Here is a 17,292-nt window from a genome sequence, read left to right as displayed (position 1 = left end):
GCCGATACCCGTCGATCCGAAAGACGACGGCGAGGGTCGCGGGCTTGCTCGGCAGTCGAGTCTTAGAACGTTGTCGCCGTAACCAACTGGCATCGGCCCGCGACTGTTCGGCCGCGGTCGGCATCGTGCCCGGCGCGCCGGTGATTCGGCCTCGGTGGCCCGCGTGGCTCGACCGGTCTCCAGCACAGGTCCTATGCTGCGCTGATGACCACCGACGTGCGGGGTGGCAGTGGATGGCGACGCGTCGGTCCGGCGGCCGTCTGGGTCGGGGTGGCGGTGGCGGGGTCGCTCACCCGCCCGTTCAGCGTTGCCGCGACGGTGCTGGTCGCCGGTGTCGCCGTCGTGGTCGCCGTCCGCGCTGTTCGTCTCGGAACCCGGCGGATGTCGTTCACGCCGCCGGTCCGGCGCGCGGTCGTGGTGTGGTCGACCCTGCTCGCGGCCGTCCTGGTGTGGGAACTGTACGCGTGGCTGTCCCAGCCGGCACTGCTCGTGCCGGACCCTGCCCATCCGAGCCTGTCGACACTGCTCAGCCCCGCGCTGGAGGCCGGGCCGGGACGCTTCCTCGGCTGGCTGATCTGGTTGGGCGCCGGATGGTGGCTGGTGCGGAAATGACCGATCGCGCACTGGTGATTACGGGGTTCGCGGTCCTGGCCGTCCTCGTGATCAGCACGGCGATAGCGGCCCGTGTGCGTCGCCGGTCGTTCGCCGGCCTCGGCGACACCGTGCGCTTTCTGACCCGCACCCGAACCGCCCGCATCGTCGCGGTGCTCGTGTGGACATGGCTCGGCTGGCATTTCCTGGCCAGATAACCCGCGGGAAGGCCGCCGAGTGGACACCCATCCCCGGTCGCCGTGAGTGGCGTGGCCCGGCGACCGGGGTGGTGCGCGTCCAGGATCGAACATCCAGCCCTCGGGTGCGAGGGTTGCGCTCGGTGCGAGCACAACCCTCCCCGCGGAGGACGTCGGCGACACTCCAGCCTGCGCCCTCACATCCGCCGCGTGTGCCGGGCTGCCGGTTACGAGGACGCGGTCCGGTTCAGCGACAGATCCACGCCCGGCGCGGCATCGGTGAGCACCGAATTCACACCCAGCACGGTCCGCCCCCGGCGGCGCGACCGCAACCGCTGCTCCACCCTGGTGGCGAGGAAGGTCAGCGCCCAGTTGAGGGCGATCATGATGACGGCGACCACGATCAGCGCCGGGACGGTGTTCTGTTCGGCCGCACCCAGCTGCTGGCCCTGGCGCACGATTTCCTGATAGGTGATCTGATAGCCGAGCGCGGTGTCCTTGAGCGCCACGACCATCTGCGAGATCAGCGCCGGCAGCATCGCCGTCACCGCCTGCGGCAGCAGAATCATCCGCATCATCTGGCCCTTGCGCAATCCCAGCGCCTGGGCCGCCTCGGTCTGACCGCGCGGCAGCGACCGGATCCCCGAGCGCACGATCTCGGCGATCACCGACCCGTTGTACACGGTCAGGGCGATGACCACGGCCGCCAGCGCCAGCTGATCGGAGGCGAACAGATTGTCCTTGGCGAACCAGTTGTAGAGGAAGATCATCAGGATCAGCACCGGAATGGCCCGGGCCACCTCGACGATCACCCCGGCCACCCATCGCACGACGCGACGATCGGACAGGCGCAGCAAGCCGAAGATCACGCCGATCACCATCGCGAACACGATCGCCAGCGCGGCGGCCACCACGGTGCCGCGCAAGCCGGGCAGGATGTAGGTCTGCCAGACCTCCGACTGCACGAACGGCTTCCACTTCTCGGCGGTGAGCTGGCCCTTCTCGTCGAACGCCCGCCACACCAGCCAGCCGAGCACCACCAGGGCCGCCAGCACCAGCACCGAATACAGCGCATGCCGTCGGCGCGCCTTCGGACCGGGGACGTCGTAGAGGACAGAGGCGTTCGCGCTCATCGCTTCACCTCGAATCGCTTGGCCAGCCAGCCGAACAGCAATCCGGTGGGCAGCGTGAGAATGACGAAACCGAGGGCGAAGATCGCGCCGATGGCGAGAATGTCGGCCTCGGTCTCGTTCATGGAGGCCATCAGCGCCGCCGCCTCGGCCACGCCGATCGCCGACGCGATCGTGGAATTCTTCGTCAACGCGATCAACACGCTGCCCAGCGGCGCGATCACCGACCGGAAGGCCTGCGGTAACACCACATGTCGCAGGTTCTGGCCGAAGGTCAGGCCCAGCGACCGTCCCGCCTCGGACTGCCCCAGCGGCACGGTGTTGATTCCGGCGCGCAGCGATTCGCACACGAACGACGCCGTGTACACACTCAGGCCGAGCACGGCGAAACGAAAATTGTTGGTGGGCAGGAAATCCAGTCCCGAACTCTCACTCGCGAGCTTGATGCCCAGGGTCGTGTAGAGACCGAGTGAGCAGAAAACCAGGATCAAAGTAAGCGGAGTATTGCGGAAAACGGTCACATACGCGGTACCGATCCACCGCGCCACCGGAATCGGCGACACCCGCATCGCCGCCACCAGGGTGCCGATGATCAGCGCCCCGATCGCGGAGAACACGGTCAGCTTGATGGTCACCCAGAAGGCGTCCCACAGCTGATTGTCGTATCGGGAGATCAAGTCGAACACGGTGGACGCGCCCTCCTACTTCTCTGTGCCGGGCCGGGTCCCGGGGGCCGCCGGAACCCGCGCCGAATCAGTAGCGGTCGACCTGCGGCGGCGACGGGATCGGGAAGGTGTTGCCGAAGTTCTTCTCCAGCGACGCTTTCCACGAGCCGTCGTTGATCATCGACTCGATCGCATCGTTGATCTTGTCGCGAGATTCCTTGTCGCCCTTCTTGAGGCCGATGCCGTAGTTCTCGGTCGTGAACGGCTGCCCGACCACCTTCAACTGGCCCGGAGATTGCGCGGCGTAACCGGCCAGGATGATGTTGTCGGTGGTGACCGCGTCCACCGCACCGGATTTCAGCGCCTCCACACACAGCGAATAGGTGTCGTATTCCTGCAACTGCACATCGTTGGCGAAATTCTTCTGAATGTTCTGCGCCGGTGTGGATCCCTTCACCGAGCAGAGTTTCTTGCCGCCCTTCAACGATTCCGGGCCCGTGATATCGGTGTTGTCGGCGCGCACCAGCAACGATTGGCCCGCAACGTAATAGGGCCCGGCGAAGTCGACCTTCTGCTTGCGCTGATCGGTGATCGAATAGGTGGCGACCACATAATCCACCTGCCCGTTCTGGATCAGCGTCTCACGCTGCGCGGAGGGAGCCTCCTTGAAGGTGATCTTGTCCGGGCTCACGCCGAGTTTCCCGGCGACGTAGGTCGCCACGTCCACGTCGAATCCGGAGAACGACCCGTCCCGATTGCGCAGGCCCAGGCCCGGCTGATCGAATTTGACGCCGATGGTGAGTTTGCCTTCCGACGCGTGTTCGGTGGCGGTCTTGTTGCTGCCGCCGCCGCATCCGGTCGCGACGACCGCGATGGCCAGCGCGCCGATACCGAATCGCAGCGCTCGGGTGATCCTCATCGAATGCCTTCTCTCTCGTGAAGTGTGAAGGGTCCTCCGCGGTGCGCGGGCCGGTCATCGATCCCGCCGCGGTCGTGGATTACGATCAATGGCTCAAGATTTTGCCCAAGAAATCCTTGGCCCGCTCGGAAGCGGGTGCGGTGAAGAAGGTTTCGGGCGCCGCGTCCTCGACGATCCGGCCGTCGGCCATGAACAGCACGCGGTCTCCGGCGCGACGGGCGAATCCCATCTCGTGCGTGACCACCAGCATCGTCATGCCCTCCTTGGCCAGTGCGACCATCACCTCCAGCACCTCGTTGACCATTTCCGGATCCAGGGCGGAGGTGGGCTCGTCGAACAGCATCACCTTCGGATTCATCGCCAAGGCCCGGGCGATGGCCACGCGCTGCTGCTGACCGCCCGACAGTTGCGCCGGATACTTGTCGGCCTGATCGGCGATGCCCACCCGCTCGAGCAGTTCCAGTGCCCGCGCGCGGGCCTGCTTCTTGTCGATGCGGCGCACCTTGACCGGCCCGAGCATGACGTTGTCCAGGATCGTCTTGTGCGCGAACAGATTGAACGACTGGAACACCATGCCCACGTCGGCGCGCAACTTCGCCAGGGCGCGGCCCTCGGCCGGCAATTCGACGCCGTCGACGGCGATGGTGCCGGAATCGATCGGCTCGAGCCGATTGACGGTGCGGCACAACGTGGATTTGCCGGACCCGGACGGGCCGAGCACGATCACCACCTGCCCCCGCGGCACCTCCAGATTCACATCGCGCAGCACATGCAGATCACCGAAGTGCTTGTCCACGTTGCGCATCGAGATCATCGGCGGCGCGGTCGCGGTTCCCGCGGCCGCCTCGGCCGCGCCCGGGTCGGAGGTGTTCCCAGCGCTGGCGGTGCCGGGTGTTGCGTCGGCAGCATCGGTCATGACAGTCGACCCTAGAGCGGTCCTGCGCGAAATGCGCACTTTTGGCGCGTGCGTCGCGCCGTCGCCGCCTGCGCTTAACCCGGTGGTGACCTGGGCGCCCGCGCGCGTGACCGGCGTCACCACCGACCGGTCGCGGGCGACCGGGGTGGGCGTCCGGTTTCGCGCAGCGTCTACCCTGGACCCGTGAATTCGTCCATGCAGGTTGCAGCACATTCGGCTGCGGGACGCGCCCCCGGTTCGGCCACCGATCCGCAGTCCCCGCGGACCTACGAGGTGCGCACCTACGGCTGCCAGATGAACGTGCACGACTCCGAACGGCTGTCGGGCCTGCTCGAGGACGCCGGATACACCAAGGCCACGGGCGGGCAGACCGCGGATCTGGTGGTGTTCAACACCTGCGCCGTGCGCGAGAACGCCGACAACAAGCTGTACGGAACGCTCGGACATCTGGCGCCGATCAAGGCCGAGCGGCCCGGTATGCAGATCGCGGTCGGCGGCTGCCTGGCGCAGAAGGACCGCGACACCGTCGTGCGCAAGGCGCCGTGGGTCGACGTCGTCTTCGGCACCCACAACATCGGGTCGCTGCCGGTGCTGCTCGAACGCGCCCGCCACAACGAGCGGGCGCAGGTCGAAATCCTGGAATCGCTGGAGGCGTTCCCGTCCACGCTGCCCGCCCGCCGCGAATCCGCCTATGCCGGCTGGGTGTCGATCTCGGTGGGCTGCAACAACACCTGCACGTTCTGCATCGTGCCCTCGCTGCGCGGCAAAGAGGTCGACCGGCGGCCCGGCGATGTGCTGGCCGAGGTGCAGGCGCTGGTGGATCAGGGTGTACTCGAGGTGACGCTGCTCGGGCAGAACGTCAACTCCTACGGCGTGAACTTCGCCGAACCCGCACTGCCGCAAGGACATCCGGCCGATTTCGCGCCCGACCACCGCGATCGCGGCGCCTTCGCGAAACTGCTGCGCGCCTGCGGCAGCATCGACGGGCTCGAGCGGGTGCGTTTCACCTCTCCGCATCCGGCGGAATTCACCGACGACGTCATCGAGGCGATGGCGCAGACTCCGAACGTATGCCCGCAGCTGCACATGCCGCTGCAGTCGGGTTCGGACCGGGTGCTCAAGGCGATGCGCCGGTCCTATCGCAAGGACCGCTACCTCGGCATCATCGAGAAGGTGCGGGCCGCGATGCCGCACGCCGCGATCACCACCGACATCATCGTCGGCTTCCCCGGTGAGACCGAGGAGGATTTCCAGGAGACCCTGGACGTGGTGCGGCAGGCGCGGTTCACCAGCGCCTTCACCTTCCAGTATTCGATCCGTCCCGGCACGCCCGCGGCCACCATGGCCGATCAGGTGCCCAAGGCGGTGGTCCAGGAGCGCTACGACCGGCTGATCGAACTGCAGGAACAGATCTCACTGGAAGCCAATCGCGCGCTGATCGGCACCGAGGTCGAACTGCTGGTCGCCGAGGGCGCCGGTAAGAAGAACGCGGCGACCGCGCGGATGAGCGGCCGGGCGCGCGACGGCCGGCTGGTGCACTTCCGGCCCGGCGAGGCGGCGATCCGGCCCGGCGATATCGTCACCGTCGACATCACCGAGGCGGCACCGCACCACCTGATCGCCGACGGTCCGGTCCACACCCACCGGCGCACTCGGGCCGGCGATGCCCACGAACGCGGTGTGCTGCCCAAGACCGCGCCGATCGGGGTGGGCCTGGGACTGCCGCGCATCGGTGCGCCGGAGACTCTTCCGGCGGCCGCCGGCTGTGATAGCGGATGCGGAGCCTGACCGATGGCCGAACGCGGGAACGATGATGCCGATCGCGATGTCACACCGGAGGGGTCCGGTGACGCGTCGTCGCAGCACCCGCACCAGCCACCGGCGCACGAGCCGGACGATGCGACCGAGCCGAACGAGGAGAGCATGAATCCCGTAGAGTCGAAGGTCTTCGAGCAGTTCCGCGGCGACCTCGAGGCCGTCGAACGCAAGATCGCCGGCGAGATCGATCCCGGGACGCGCGCGATGGTGGTCGCGATCGCGGTGTTCGTCCTGCTGCTGTCGCTGATCCTGCCGCATGCCGGCGCCGCCCGCGGCCTGGATGTGCTGGCCTTCGACAACCACGCGCAGGACGAACACATCGGGCTGCCGTCGCGGGTCTTCGAGTGGTTCGTGGTGATCTTCGGAATCGGGTTCTCGTCGCTGGCGCTGGTCACCCGCCGCTGGGCGCTGGCCTGGGTGGCGGTCGCCGGATCCGCGGTGGGCAGCGTCTTCGGGGTGCTCTCGATCTGGCACCGTCAGACTCCCGGCCTCGGCAACTACCACGGCGCCGGACCCGGCATCGGACTGATTCTGGCCACGATCGCGATCGTCGTGCTGACCTTCCACTGGATTCGCGTGGTGTGGAGCCGGACCGCGCTCCAGCTCGAGGCGGAGGAGCGCCGGCGCATCGCGGCCGCCGAAAAGGAAGAGCAGGACCGACGCCGGCTGTTCGGCGACGACAAGTAGCCGATCCGGCGGTCGTGTCGCTAAGCGGTCGTGTTCCGCCGCAGCGCTACCACGGGGATGGTGCGCTCGGTCTTCTGCGCGTGCTCGGCGAAGAACGGATACAACGTGGTGAGCTCCGCCCACGTCCGGTCGTAGTCGGGGCCCTGCAACGGTACGGCGGTGGCCGGATAGGTCTCCCGATCGACCTCGACCGTCACGGCCGGATCGGCGACGAGATTCAGATACCAGTCCGGATGCCGCGGGGCGCCCACGTTCGAGGCGACGACGAGCAACCGGTCGCCGTCGGGATGGAACATCATCGGCGTGGTATGCGGCGTGCCGGTTCGGCGGCCGGTGGTGGTGAGCAGCACCAGACGATCCCGGTGCATCCCCTCGATCGGGCCGCCGGCCCGGAACTGCTCGATGACGCCTCGGTTGATCTCGCGGACATCCATGCTCGGCTCCTCGTCCGGATTGCTGCGGGGCAGAAGGGCGACGCCTCGCACCGGCCGGTCGGCGGCGAACGCCACACCGCCGGCCTGCGACGAACGGCTCAGCGCCGGCTGACCGCACCCTCGGCCGCGTCCGCCCATTCACGCCACTGCTTGGCCTGCTCGAGCGCCTTTTCGGCATCGCGCGTGCGGCCCGCGGCCTCGGCCTTGGCTGCCTGCTCCTCGAACTGAGCCACCCGCTCGCGGAATTGCGCCGCGCGAGCCATCGCCTCGGGATCGGTGCGCCGCCACTGAGCGTCCACCGCCTCGCGCACCCGCTTCTCCAGCGCCCGCAGTCTGCCCTCGAGTTCGTGCATGCGCTCGCGCGGCACCTTGCCGATCGCGTCCCACCGCTCCTGCAGTTCACGCAGGGCCGCGCGGGCGGAATCCAGTGTCGCGGAATCGGGTTCGATGTGTTCGGGGATGCGGTCCTCGTAGTGGTGCAGCAGGTCCTCCTTGGCCGCCGCGTTCTGCTCGAATTCGGCATCGCGCTCGGACGCGGCGGCATTGCGCGCGGCGAAGAACACGTCCTGGGCGCTCTTGAAGCGCCGCCACAACTGCTCGTCGGCCTCGCGGGGAGCGCGCCCGGCCGCCTTCCATTCGGTCAGCAGATCCCGGAAGACCGCGGCGGTGCCCACCCAGTCGGTGGAATCGGACAGCTCCTCGGCGCGCGCGCACAGCTCCTCCTTGCGAGCCTTGGCGGCGGCGCGTTCGCGATCGAGTTCGGCGAAGTGCGCGCCCCGGCGGCGGTTGAACGCCTCGCGCGCCTTGGAGAAGCGCCGCCACAGCGCATCGTCGACCTTGCGGTCCACCCCGCGGATCGACTTCCACTCCTCGAGGATTTCGCGCAGCCGGTCACCGGCCGCCTTCCACTGGGTGGATTCGGCGGCGATCTGCTCGGCCTCCGCGCACAGCGCCTCCTTGCGCTCGGTGTGCTCGTGCCGGGTGCGTTCCTTCTCCTCCTTGGCGTGGGCGGCCGCCTCGTCGGAATGTTCGATGATCGCCTGCAGGCGCTGCGCCAGACCGTCCACATCGCCGATCACGGCCGCGGTGGGCAGGGATTCGGCGAGCGCGACGGCCGCGGCCTTGGTCTTGCGGGCGTCCGTGCCGGCCGCCAGGCGAGCCTCGAGCAGCGCGACCTCGGTGGCCAGATCGTCGAAGCGACGCCCGAAATGCGCCAGGCCCTCGGCGGCGTCACCGGCCTGCCACGAGCCGACGACCCGTTCACCGGTGGCGGTTTTGACCCAGGCGGTGCCGTCGTCGTCGACCCGGCCCCACTCGCTGGGATCGGTGACGGTCGGCACGACCACCGGATGCGGATGCTCATGGACGGGGCCGGGAACCGGAGCCGGTTTGACGTGATGCGTGGCCGCCGGTTTCGCCGCCGGTTCGGCTCGCCGCGCCGCGGGAGGTTTTGGCGCCCCCGGCTTGGGTACTCCCGGGCGTGGCGCCGCGCCGGGTTTCGGGGCGGCATCGGCCGGAGTCGGACGCTTCGCGGCGGGATTGCTGGACTGCTGCGCCGCGCCGGTTTCCGGATGCACTGCCTTCTCGGTTCCGCTGTTGTCGGTCATCGCTCCTCATCCCTGCCGCGCGTCACGGCTGCCTGGTTACGCCCTAGCAGATCCCATTCAACCAGCCAATAGACAGAATTGCCCTCTCTTGCGAACGGTGGCGTGCACCGAGTGACGGTTGAGGGTGGTGAGAACACGCTCGCCCGGGGTGAGCGACGGGTTCGGCCGGCCTTTCCCGACGGCCGCTACCGTTGACGGGTGTTTCGTGTCGCCGCGCTGATTCCCTCGCCGCTCGTGCTGATTCCCGAACTGGGCGGTGCGACGCCGCTGACCGACTCCGCCCATCCGGCCGCGCAGGTGCCGCAGATGCGTGAGGCGGTGCTGACGGCGGGGCGGATGCTGGCTCGGCAGGCCCGGCAGTGGACCATCGTCGGCGCCGGGACCGAGCCGCCGACCGGTGTGGGCAGTTTCCGCGGCTTCGGCGCGGACGTGCGGGTCGCGTTGTCGGCGGCGGACCCCGGCGGTGAGCCGCGGTTCGACTGGCCGACCGCACTGCTGGTGGGCGCATGGCTGCGCGGCCGGATCGCGGCCGAGGACGGCGAGGACATCGAGGCACGGGCGCTGCCGGTCGAACCCGGCGCCGAGCCGGCGCACTGCGTGGATCTGGGGGCACGATTGCGCGGTGAGCTGGACGCCGACCCGCGTGCGCAGGGTGTGCTGATCGTGGCCGACGGCGCCGCGACGCTGTCCACCACCTCGCCCGGATATCTCGATCCCCGTGCCGAGGGCGAACAACAGCGCATCGACGCCGCCCTCGACGCCGGTGACCGCGCGGCACTCGGCGCCCTGGACCCGCGATTGTGTGCCGAGCTCGAGGTGGCGGGCCGTCCCGGTTTCCAGGTGCTGGCCGGCCTGTTCGGCATCGACACCGCCGATCCGAAGGTCGAAACCCTGTATCGCGCAGCACCGTTCGGTGTGGGGTATCACGTCTCGGTCTGGTATCCGGCGGGTGAGCGATGAGGGCGCCCATCGCCGTCATCGGGCCGACCGCGACCGGAAAGTCCGATCTGGCACTGGAATTGGCGGTTCGCCTGGACGGGGAGATCGTCAATATCGACGCCATGCAGCTGTATCGCGGCATGGATATCGGCACCGCCAAACTGCCGCCGCACCAGCGCCGCGGTATTCCGCACCATCAGCTCGACGTGCTGGAGGTGACCGAAACGGCCACCGTCGCCGCGTATCAGGCCGCGGCCTCCGCCGATGTCGAGGACATCCTGGCGCGCGGCCGGGTGCCGATCATCGTGGGCGGTTCGATGATGTATGTGCAGGCGCTGCTCGACGAGTGGGAATTCCCGGCCACCGACATCCGCGTCCGCGAGAAGTGGGAGGCGGTCCTCGAACACGACGGGGTCGCCGCCGTCCACGCCGCCCTGCGTGCGGCCGATCCCGTTGCGGCGCAGACCATTCTGCCCACCGACGGCCGGCGGATCGTCCGGGCGCTCGAGGTCGTCGAACTCACCGGCCGCCCGTTCGCCGCCTCCCAGCCGCAACGTGGCACGCCCCGATGGAACACCACGATCATCGGCGTCGACCGCGAGACCGCCGAACTCGACGCGCGCATCGAGACGCGCACCGACACCATGTTCGCCCACGGCCTCGTCGACGAGGTGCGCGAACTGATCGGCTGCGGCCTGCGCCGGGGCCTGACGGCACGCCGGGCGATCGGATACGCACAAGTCCTGGCTCATCTCGACAACGAATACGACCTGAGTCACGCGCGTGAGCGCACACTGATCGGCACCCGCCGCTACGTGCGCAGGCAACGCTCGTGGTTCCGCCGCGATCCGCGGGTGCACTGGGTCGACGGCGCCGACCCGCGGCTGGCGGATGCGGTACTGGCCCATGTGCGCGACGAACAGGAATCCATCAGGCAGTGACCCGCCCATCGACCGCCCGTACTGCCTCCGTGGGGCAGTGGCGGGCCTATCTCGGCAACCGCGCCCACCGCCGTCGCGACGGCCGCTTCCTCGTGCACGGCCGCGAATCGATCACCGCGGCGGTGGCGAACGGCTGGCCGCTGGAAGCGGTGCTGTACCGTCTCGGCGCGCCGCTGCCGGCATGGGCGCGCGAGGTGCTCGACAACGACGCGGTGACGGCCATCGGACTGGTCGGCGACACCCTCGACGAACTCGCCGAACCCGATACCGGCACACCGGAACTGGTGGCCCTGGCGCACACCCGCAGCCGGGACGAGTCGGCCGTCCGCCTCGATCCGGCACGTCCGGTGGTCGTGATCGACCGCCCGGCCTCCGCGCTGCGGCTGGGCAGTGTGCTGCGCACCGCGCACGCCTTCGGCGCCGCCGCGGTGGTGATCAGCGGTTCCGGCGCGGACGAATACGACCCGCGGTGTGTGCGCGCCTCGGCCGGTGCGTTGTTCGCGGTGCCGGTGGTGCGAGTGCCCGGGCCGGCGGCCGTCGCCGAATTGCGGGCAGGCGCGGCGGTTCCGGCCCGGCTGGTCGGTGTCGGCGCGGAGCCCGGGGACCGGCCGGTCGATGCGCACACCTTCACGGATGCGACGATCATGGTGTTCGCCGACGACGGCGAGCTCGACGCGCGGTGGCGCGACGCATGCGACGAAATGGTGCGCATTCCGGCGGGTGCGATGCCGGTCACACCGTGCGCCGTCTCGGTCGTGCTGTACGAAATATCCCGGCAGCGCCGGGTGTCGGTATCGAAGGTGAGCGCCGGCGCGGCCGGTGCGTAGTGCGGGACGGGTGGAGGATCGACGTCGATGAGCGAGCAGGAGCAGACGATGTCCGGCGCGGCCGATATCGAGTTCGGCAAGGGCCACGGGACGCAGAACGATTTCGTGGTGCTGCCCGACTCCGACGCCCGCCTGCGCCTGGCCCCCGGTACCGTCGCCGTGCTGTGTGACCGGCGCCAGGGCATCGGCGCCGACGGTGTGCTGCGCGTCGCCCGGGCGGGGGCGCTGGTGGAGCGCGGCGAGCTGGCCGAACTGCCCGACGGTGTCGCGGCGGCGGACTGGTTCATGGACTATCGCAACGCCGACGGGTCGATCGCGGAGATGTGCGGCAACGGCGTTCGCGTGTTCGCCCACTATCTGCTCGCCACCGGAATGCAGCGCGAGACCGAATTCGTGGTCGGCACCCGATCGGGGGCGCGCTCGGTGGTCGTGCACTCCTTCGACGAGGTACACGGCGAGGTCACCGTCGGTATGGGCAGGGTGCGGATGCTCGGCGATTCGACCGCCACCGTCGGTGGCAGCGCGTTGCCCGGAGTCGGAGTCGACGTGGGCAATCCGCATCTGGCCTGTGTCGATCCCGCGCTCACCGCGGACGGACTGGCCGCGCTCGACCTCACCGTGCCGCCCGGTTTCGATCCGGAGCTGTTCCCGCAGGGCGTGAACGTGGAGATCCTGACCGCGCTCGGCGAGGACGGCGCGGTCGACATGCGGGTCTACGAACGCGGCGTCGGCGAAACCCGTTCCTGCGGCACCGGCACGGTCGCCGCGGCCGCCGCGGCACTGACGAGTGCGGGTGTCGATCCGGCGGCGGAATCGGCGCAGGTGCGGGTCCGGGTGCCCGGCGGTGCCGTCACCGTCGGCATCGATCACGGGCAGGCGTGGTTGCGCGGGCCCTCGGTGCTGGTCGGTTCGGGACATCTCGCCGGGGAGTGGTGGGCCGGCGCCTGAATCCGTGTGAGCTGCGCCGTACCGGGGCCGCTGCGGCGAGAGCGGGAAATATCCGAGTGCGCCCGGTGGTTGTGGCGTGGGACCATGGAGGTGTATGAGGAAATCACAAACGTACGAGTTCACCCCGATCGAGCAGCTCGACTCGGAGACGGACGGCTACGCGGACCAGGACTACAGCGTCGGCGATGACGACGCCGACACCGGCGTGATCGATTACGACGCCGATGCGACCGACGGCAGCGGCTACACCGGCAACGGCTGGGCGGCCGAGCCCACGGTCGGTGAACTGCAACTCGACGAACGCAGCGCGCTGCGTCGTGTCGCCGGGCTCTCCACCGAGCTCACCGACATCACCGAGGTCGAGTACCGGCAGCTGCGACTGGAGCGGGTCGTGCTGGTCGGCGTGTGGACCGAGGGCAGTGCCGCGCAGGCCGAGGCCAGCATGGCCGAATTGGCCGCGCTCGCCGAAACCGCCGGCTCCCAGGTGCTCGACGCGCTGATCCAGCGCCGCGACAAGCCCGATCCGGCCACCTACATCGGCTCGGGTAAGGCCGACGAGCTGCGCTCGGTGGTGCTCGAGACCGGCGCCGACACGGTGATCTGTGACGGTGAGCTGACCCCCGCGCAGCTGACCGCGCTGGAGAAGGTCGTGAAGGTGAAGGTCATCGACCGCACCGCCCTGATTCTGGACATCTTCGCCCAGCACGCCACCTCCCGCGAGGGCAAGGCGCAGGTGTCGCTGGCCCAGATGGAATACATGCTGCCGCGACTGCGCGGCTGGGGTGAATCGATGTCGCGGCAGGCCGGTGGCCGGGCCGGTGGTGCGGGCGGCGGTGTGGGAACCCGCGGCCCCGGTGAGACCAAGATCGAAACCGATCGCCGCCGGATCCGCGAGCGGATGGCCAAGCTGCGCCGCGAGATCAAGGAGATGAAGACCGCGCGCGACACCAAGCGGTCGCGGCGCAGCTCCAGCGGCATTCCGGCGGTGGCGATCGTCGGCTACACCAATGCCGGCAAATCCAGCCTGATGAACGCCCTGACCGGCGCGGGCATCCTGGTCCAGGACGCGCTGTTCGCCACCCTGGATCCGACCACCCGCCGGGCCGCCCTCGACGACGGCCGTGAGGTGGTCTTCACCGACACCGTCGGCTTCGTCCGGCATCTGCCGACCCAGCTGGTGGAGGCGTTCCGGTCGACCCTCGAGGAGGTCACCGGCGCCGATCTGCTGCTGCACGTGGTCGACGGTTCCGACGCGCTGCCCGATCAGCAGATCAAGGCCGTGCGCGAGGTGATCACCGATGTGCTGCGTGAGCAGGGCGAGGGATCCGGACCGCCGGAGCTGCTGGTGGTGAACAAGATCGACGCGCTGGACGCGACGCAGCTGGCGCATCTGCGTGCGCAGTTGCCGGGGGCGGTGTTCGTCTCGGCCCGCACCGGACGCGGAATCGACCAGTTGCGCGAACGGCTGGCGGAGATCCTCGGCGGACTCGATGTCGAGGTGAGTGTTCTGCTCCCGTACACTCGTGGTGATCTGCTCGCGCGCATCCACTCCGACGGCCGCATCATCAGTTCCTCGCACGAGGAGGGTGGCACGCGGGTGCGGGCCCGGGTCCCCCGGGCGCTCGCGCCGACCCTGTCGCAGTACGCGCACGCGGGCACCATCGGCAGTGCGGAAGCAGCGGGGCCTTCGCACTGAAGCTTTCGTAGTCTGTGTGCCACAGTCGTTTTCGGTAGAATCGCGTCTTTCACCGAACGGCTGCAGGGAGGGTGCAAATGTCCGGGAACGATCCCACGTCCGTCGACGTCATGCCCGAGAACTCCACCGCCGAGCGTTCGCCGGTGGAGTCCGTACGGCAGCTCAGTGACGGTGCGCCGTTGCGAATGACGGTGCCCGCCATCGATCTTCGGATCTTCGACGCGCTGTCGACGCCGGTGCGGCTGTGGAACAGTCCGGTCTTCCACGGCCTGGACAACATTCCCGAGACGGGTCCGGTCATGTTCGTCGGCAACCACACGCTGCTCGGCGGCGTGGACGCGCCGCTGCTGGTGCACGAGATCTACCACCGCACCGGCCGGCTGGTGCGTGGCCTGGCGGAGAACGTGCTGATGCGGGTCCCGCCGGTGCGCGAGCTCGTGCACCGGATCGGCAGCGTGCGTGGCTCCCGCGACAATTGCCGCACCCTGCTCGACAACGGCGAGGCGGTCATCGTGTTCCCCGGCGGCGGCCGCGAGGCGATGCGCCGCAAGGGCGAGAAGTATCACCTGAAATGGGAGGGCCGCACCGGCTTCGCGCGGATGGCGATCGAGGCCGGCGCGCCGATCCTGCCGACCGCGATGATCGGTGCCGACGATGTGTTCGACGTGGTCTTCGACGGCGATCATCCGGTGATGAGCCCGCTGCGCTGGACCGTCGAGGCGCTCGGTATCCGCGGCAATCTCACTCCGCCGCTCATGCGCGGAATCGGCCCGACCGTCCTGCCGCGTCCCGAACGGTTCTACTACTCGATCGGCACACCCATCGAGACCACGCCGTGGCAGGACGCCACCGATCTGGATGCCGCCGCGGAGGAATTGCAGCAGGTGGTGCGCAAGGCGCTGGAGGAGGAGATCACCGCGCTGCTGGCCGAGCGCGACCGTGATCGCGGCCGCACCCTCTGGGGGCGGGTCCGCGGCGCCGTCGGCCTCTAGAGGTTTACCCCCGTTCAGGGTGCGCAGGTCCCACCTTGCGGAGCTTTTCGCACAGGTAGGCGACTTTTTTCGGATCTGAAGTGAACCGCGATTCCCCATCCGGGTACCGTATGTGGCAGGCGAGTTGCCGATGTGGTCACTAGGAGGTTGGCGTGGAGCGCACCCTTTTCGAGCCCGAACACGATCTGTTCCGGGAGTCCTACCGTAAGTTTCTGGATCAGCACGTCGCGCCGCACCATGCCGAGTGGGAGCAGGCCGGGGTCGTGGATCGGCAGCTGTGGCTGGAAGCCGGTAAGCAGGGGTTCCTCGGCATGGCCGTGCCCGAGGAGTTCGGCGGCGGCGGCGTGAAGGATTTCCGCTACAACGCGGTGATCACCGAGGAGACCACCAAGGGCCAGTACTCGGGTCTGGGCTTCTCGCTGCACAACGACGTGATCGCGCCCTATCTGCTGGAGCTGGCCAACGACGAGCAGAAGCAGCGCTGGCTGCCCGGTTTCTGCTCCGGTGAGATCATCACCGCGATCGCCATGACCGAACCCGGCACCGGTTCGGATCTGCAGGGCATCAAGACCCGCGCGGTGAAGGACGGCGACGACTGGGTGATCAACGGCGCCAAGACGTTCATCACCAACGGCATCAACTCCGACATCGTGATCGTGGTCGCGCAGACCGATCCCGACAAGGGGGCGATGGGCTTCTCACTGCTCGTCGTCGAGCGCGGCATGCCCGGCTTCGAGCGCGGCCGCAACCTCGACAAGATCGGTCTCAAGGCCCAGGACACCGCCGAGCTCAGCTTCACCGACGTGCGGGTTCCGGCCAGGAACCTGCTCGGCACCGAGGGCATGGGCTTCATCCACCTGATGCAGAACCTGCCGCAGGAGCGGATGTCGATCGCCGTGATGGCCGCCGCCGCGATGGAAGGCTGCCTGGAGACCACCATCCAGTACGTGCGCGATCGCAAGGCGTTCGGCAAACCGATCGGCGCCCAGCAGAACACCCGTTTCGTCCTGGCCGAGCTGGCCACCAAGACCACTGCGGTGCGTGTGCTGGTCGACCGCTTCATCGAGGCCCTCAACGCCGGCACGCTCTCGGCCGAGGATGCCGCGATGGCCAAATGGTGGAGCACCGAGGAACAGCTCGACCTGATCACCAAATGCCTGCAGCTGCACGGCGGTTACGGCTACATGCGCGAATACCCGATCGCCAAGGCGTACATGGACGCGCGCGTGCAGACCATCTACGGCGGCACCACCGAAATCATGAAGGAGATCATCGGCCGCTCCTTGAAACTGAGCTGACGCACCTCGGCTGCCTGTCTCCGGCCCTGGTGTGCCACAAGCGTTTTCGCCTTTAAGAGCTCGTTCCCGACAGCGCGGTGGCCGCCTCGGTGAGGTCGGCGACCAGCCCGTCGTAGGCCTCCGCGCGATCGGGAGCGCGCAGCGCGGCGGCCGGGTGGATGGTGGCGAGGGCACGGCGATCGTCGTGCGCGATCAACCGCCCGCGGTCGCGGGTGATCCGGAAATCGGGGCCGAAGAAGGCCTGAGCCGCCACCGCGCCCAGGCAGACCACCAGCCGTGGGCGGATCGCGTCGAGTTCGGCCGTCAGCCAGGGCGTGCACGCGACGATCTCGGTGCGCCCGGGCTTCTGATGGATGCGGCGCTTACCGCGCTCGGTGAACTTGAAATGTTTCACCGCGTTCGTGAGATACACCGCGTCGCGGTCGATTCCGGCATCGGCGAGGGCGCGATTCAGCAGTGTCCCGGCGGGGCCGACGAACGGATGTCCGGCCAGATCCTCACGGTCGCCGGGCTGCTCGCCGATCATCACCATGGGGGCGTGCGGCGGGCCCTCGCCGAAGACGGTCTGGCTGGCATGCCGGTACAGATCGCAACCGTGGCATCCGCAGGCGGCCTCGCGCAAACGCGCGAGATCCGTCGTGTCCGGCACGAATTCCGCTGCACCAGGGGCCTTCACCATGGCCGTAC

The 17,292-nt window shown here is 68.7% G+C and carries 18 protein-coding genes; 11 read left to right on the top strand and 7 right to left on the bottom strand.

What is annotated here, in order from left to right; translation table 11 throughout:
* Positions 1 to 204 precede the first annotated feature (204 nt).
* Together NA3_RS04980 and NA3_RS04975 are read left to right on the top strand one after the other, a co-directional pair.
* Positions 205 to 612: a hypothetical protein gene (locus NA3_RS04980; RefSeq protein ID WP_062962361.1), complete on the top strand. Its 408-nt coding sequence runs from the start codon at positions 205 to 207 to the stop codon at positions 610 to 612.
* The gene (locus NA3_RS04975; protein WP_062962360.1) at positions 609 to 809 is read left to right on the top strand and encodes a DUF6186 family protein; all 201 of its coding nucleotides are present in this window, start codon (positions 609 to 611) and stop codon (positions 807 to 809) included. The genes NA3_RS04980 and NA3_RS04975 overlap by 4 nt, the downstream gene beginning before the upstream one ends.
* 206 nt (positions 810 to 1,015) lie before the next feature.
* Here the strand turns inward: NA3_RS04975 and NA3_RS04970 are convergent, their stop codons facing one another.
* The 4 genes from NA3_RS04970 to NA3_RS04955 form a co-directional block, all read right to left on the bottom strand.
* Positions 1,016 to 1,921 carry an amino acid ABC transporter permease gene (locus NA3_RS04970; RefSeq protein ID WP_062962359.1) on the bottom strand — a complete coding sequence of 302 codons (906 nt, stop codon included), beginning with the start codon at positions 1,919 to 1,921 and terminating at the stop codon, positions 1,016 to 1,018.
* Positions 1,918 to 2,604, bottom strand: coding sequence for an amino acid ABC transporter permease (locus tag NA3_RS04965; RefSeq protein WP_062962358.1), 687 nt, complete (start codon positions 2,602 to 2,604; stop codon positions 1,918 to 1,920). Before NA3_RS04965 ends, NA3_RS04970 begins: the two co-directional genes overlap by 4 nt.
* Before the next feature lie 67 nt (positions 2,605 to 2,671).
* Complete coding sequence (locus tag NA3_RS04960) at positions 2,672 to 3,502, bottom strand: glutamate ABC transporter substrate-binding protein (RefSeq protein ID WP_062962357.1); 831 nt, start codon at positions 3,500 to 3,502, stop codon at positions 2,672 to 2,674.
* 85 nt (positions 3,503 to 3,587) lie between these two features.
* Entirely contained in the window at positions 3,588 to 4,316 is a 729-nt protein-coding gene (locus NA3_RS04955) for an amino acid ABC transporter ATP-binding protein (protein ID WP_062962421.1), read from the bottom strand.
* Positions 4,317 to 4,613: 297 nt separating this feature from the next.
* Here NA3_RS04955 and miaB point away from each other — a divergent pair, with 297 nt between their 5' ends.
* Positions 4,614 to 6,206, top strand: a complete 1,593-nt coding sequence (gene miaB, locus NA3_RS04950) for a tRNA (N6-isopentenyl adenosine(37)-C2)-methylthiotransferase MiaB (protein ID WP_062962420.1) — start codon at positions 4,614 to 4,616, stop codon at positions 6,204 to 6,206.
* Positions 6,207 to 6,209: 3 nt separating this feature from the next.
* Positions 6,210 to 6,923 carry an Rv2732c family membrane protein gene (locus NA3_RS04945; protein WP_372464201.1) on the top strand — a complete coding sequence of 238 codons (714 nt, stop codon included), beginning with the start codon at positions 6,210 to 6,212 and terminating at the stop codon, positions 6,921 to 6,923.
* A gap of 20 nt (positions 6,924 to 6,943) precedes the next feature.
* Here NA3_RS04945 and NA3_RS04940 read toward each other — a convergent pair whose 3' ends face one another.
* Positions 6,944 to 7,357, bottom strand: coding sequence for a nitroreductase/quinone reductase family protein (locus NA3_RS04940; protein WP_062962418.1), 414 nt, complete (start codon positions 7,355 to 7,357; stop codon positions 6,944 to 6,946).
* A gap of 98 nt (positions 7,358 to 7,455) precedes the next feature.
* A complete protein-coding gene (locus tag NA3_RS04935; protein WP_062962356.1) occupies positions 7,456 to 8,964 on the bottom strand; it encodes a DUF349 domain-containing protein in 1,509 nt (502 codons plus the stop codon).
* 198 nt (positions 8,965 to 9,162) lie between these two features.
* Between NA3_RS04935 and NA3_RS04930 the strand changes: the two genes are divergently transcribed.
* The 7 genes from NA3_RS04930 (at position 9,163) to NA3_RS04900 (ending at position 16,605) form a co-directional block, all read left to right on the top strand.
* Complete coding sequence (locus NA3_RS04930) at positions 9,163 to 9,924, top strand: class III extradiol ring-cleavage dioxygenase family protein (RefSeq protein WP_062962355.1); 762 nt, start codon at positions 9,163 to 9,165, stop codon at positions 9,922 to 9,924.
* Positions 9,921 to 10,844 carry a tRNA (adenosine(37)-N6)-dimethylallyltransferase MiaA gene (gene miaA, locus NA3_RS04925; protein WP_062962354.1) on the top strand — a complete coding sequence of 308 codons (924 nt, stop codon included), beginning with the start codon at positions 9,921 to 9,923 and terminating at the stop codon, positions 10,842 to 10,844. Before NA3_RS04930 ends, miaA begins: the two co-directional genes overlap by 4 nt.
* A complete protein-coding gene (locus tag NA3_RS04920) occupies positions 10,841 to 11,671 on the top strand; it encodes a TrmH family RNA methyltransferase (protein ID WP_062962353.1) in 831 nt (276 codons plus the stop codon). Before miaA ends, NA3_RS04920 begins: the two co-directional genes overlap by 4 nt.
* 66 nt (positions 11,672 to 11,737) lie before the next feature.
* Positions 11,738 to 12,619 (top strand): diaminopimelate epimerase, encoded by an 882-nt coding sequence (dapF, locus tag NA3_RS04915; protein WP_062962417.1) that lies wholly within the window; start codon positions 11,738 to 11,740, stop codon positions 12,617 to 12,619.
* 94 nt (positions 12,620 to 12,713) lie between these two features.
* Positions 12,714 to 14,315, top strand: coding sequence for a GTPase HflX (gene hflX, locus NA3_RS04910; protein ID WP_084491180.1), 1,602 nt, complete (start codon positions 12,714 to 12,716; stop codon positions 14,313 to 14,315).
* Between the two features lie 77 nt (positions 14,316 to 14,392).
* On the top strand, positions 14,393 to 15,307 hold the full coding sequence (locus NA3_RS04905; RefSeq protein ID WP_227995032.1) for a lysophospholipid acyltransferase family protein: 915 nt from the start codon (positions 14,393 to 14,395) through the stop codon (positions 15,305 to 15,307).
* Between the two features lie 152 nt (positions 15,308 to 15,459).
* On the top strand, positions 15,460 to 16,605 hold the full coding sequence (locus NA3_RS04900) for an acyl-CoA dehydrogenase family protein (protein ID WP_062962352.1): 1,146 nt from the start codon (positions 15,460 to 15,462) through the stop codon (positions 16,603 to 16,605).
* A gap of 52 nt (positions 16,606 to 16,657) precedes the next feature.
* Here NA3_RS04900 and NA3_RS04895 read toward each other — a convergent pair whose 3' ends face one another.
* The gene (locus NA3_RS04895; protein WP_062962351.1) at positions 16,658 to 17,284 is read right to left on the bottom strand and encodes a UdgX family uracil-DNA binding protein; all 627 of its coding nucleotides are present in this window, start codon (positions 17,282 to 17,284) and stop codon (positions 16,658 to 16,660) included.
* Positions 17,285 to 17,292: the final 8 nt, after the last annotated feature.

Origin of the sequence: Nocardia africana NBRC 100379 (genome assembly GCF_001612635.1) — a bacterium.
Classification (GTDB): Bacteria; Actinomycetota; Actinomycetes; order Mycobacteriales; family Mycobacteriaceae; genus Nocardia; species Nocardia africana.
The sequence above is the reverse complement of the archived record's forward strand: the minus strand, read 5'-3'. Positions and strand labels throughout refer to the sequence as shown.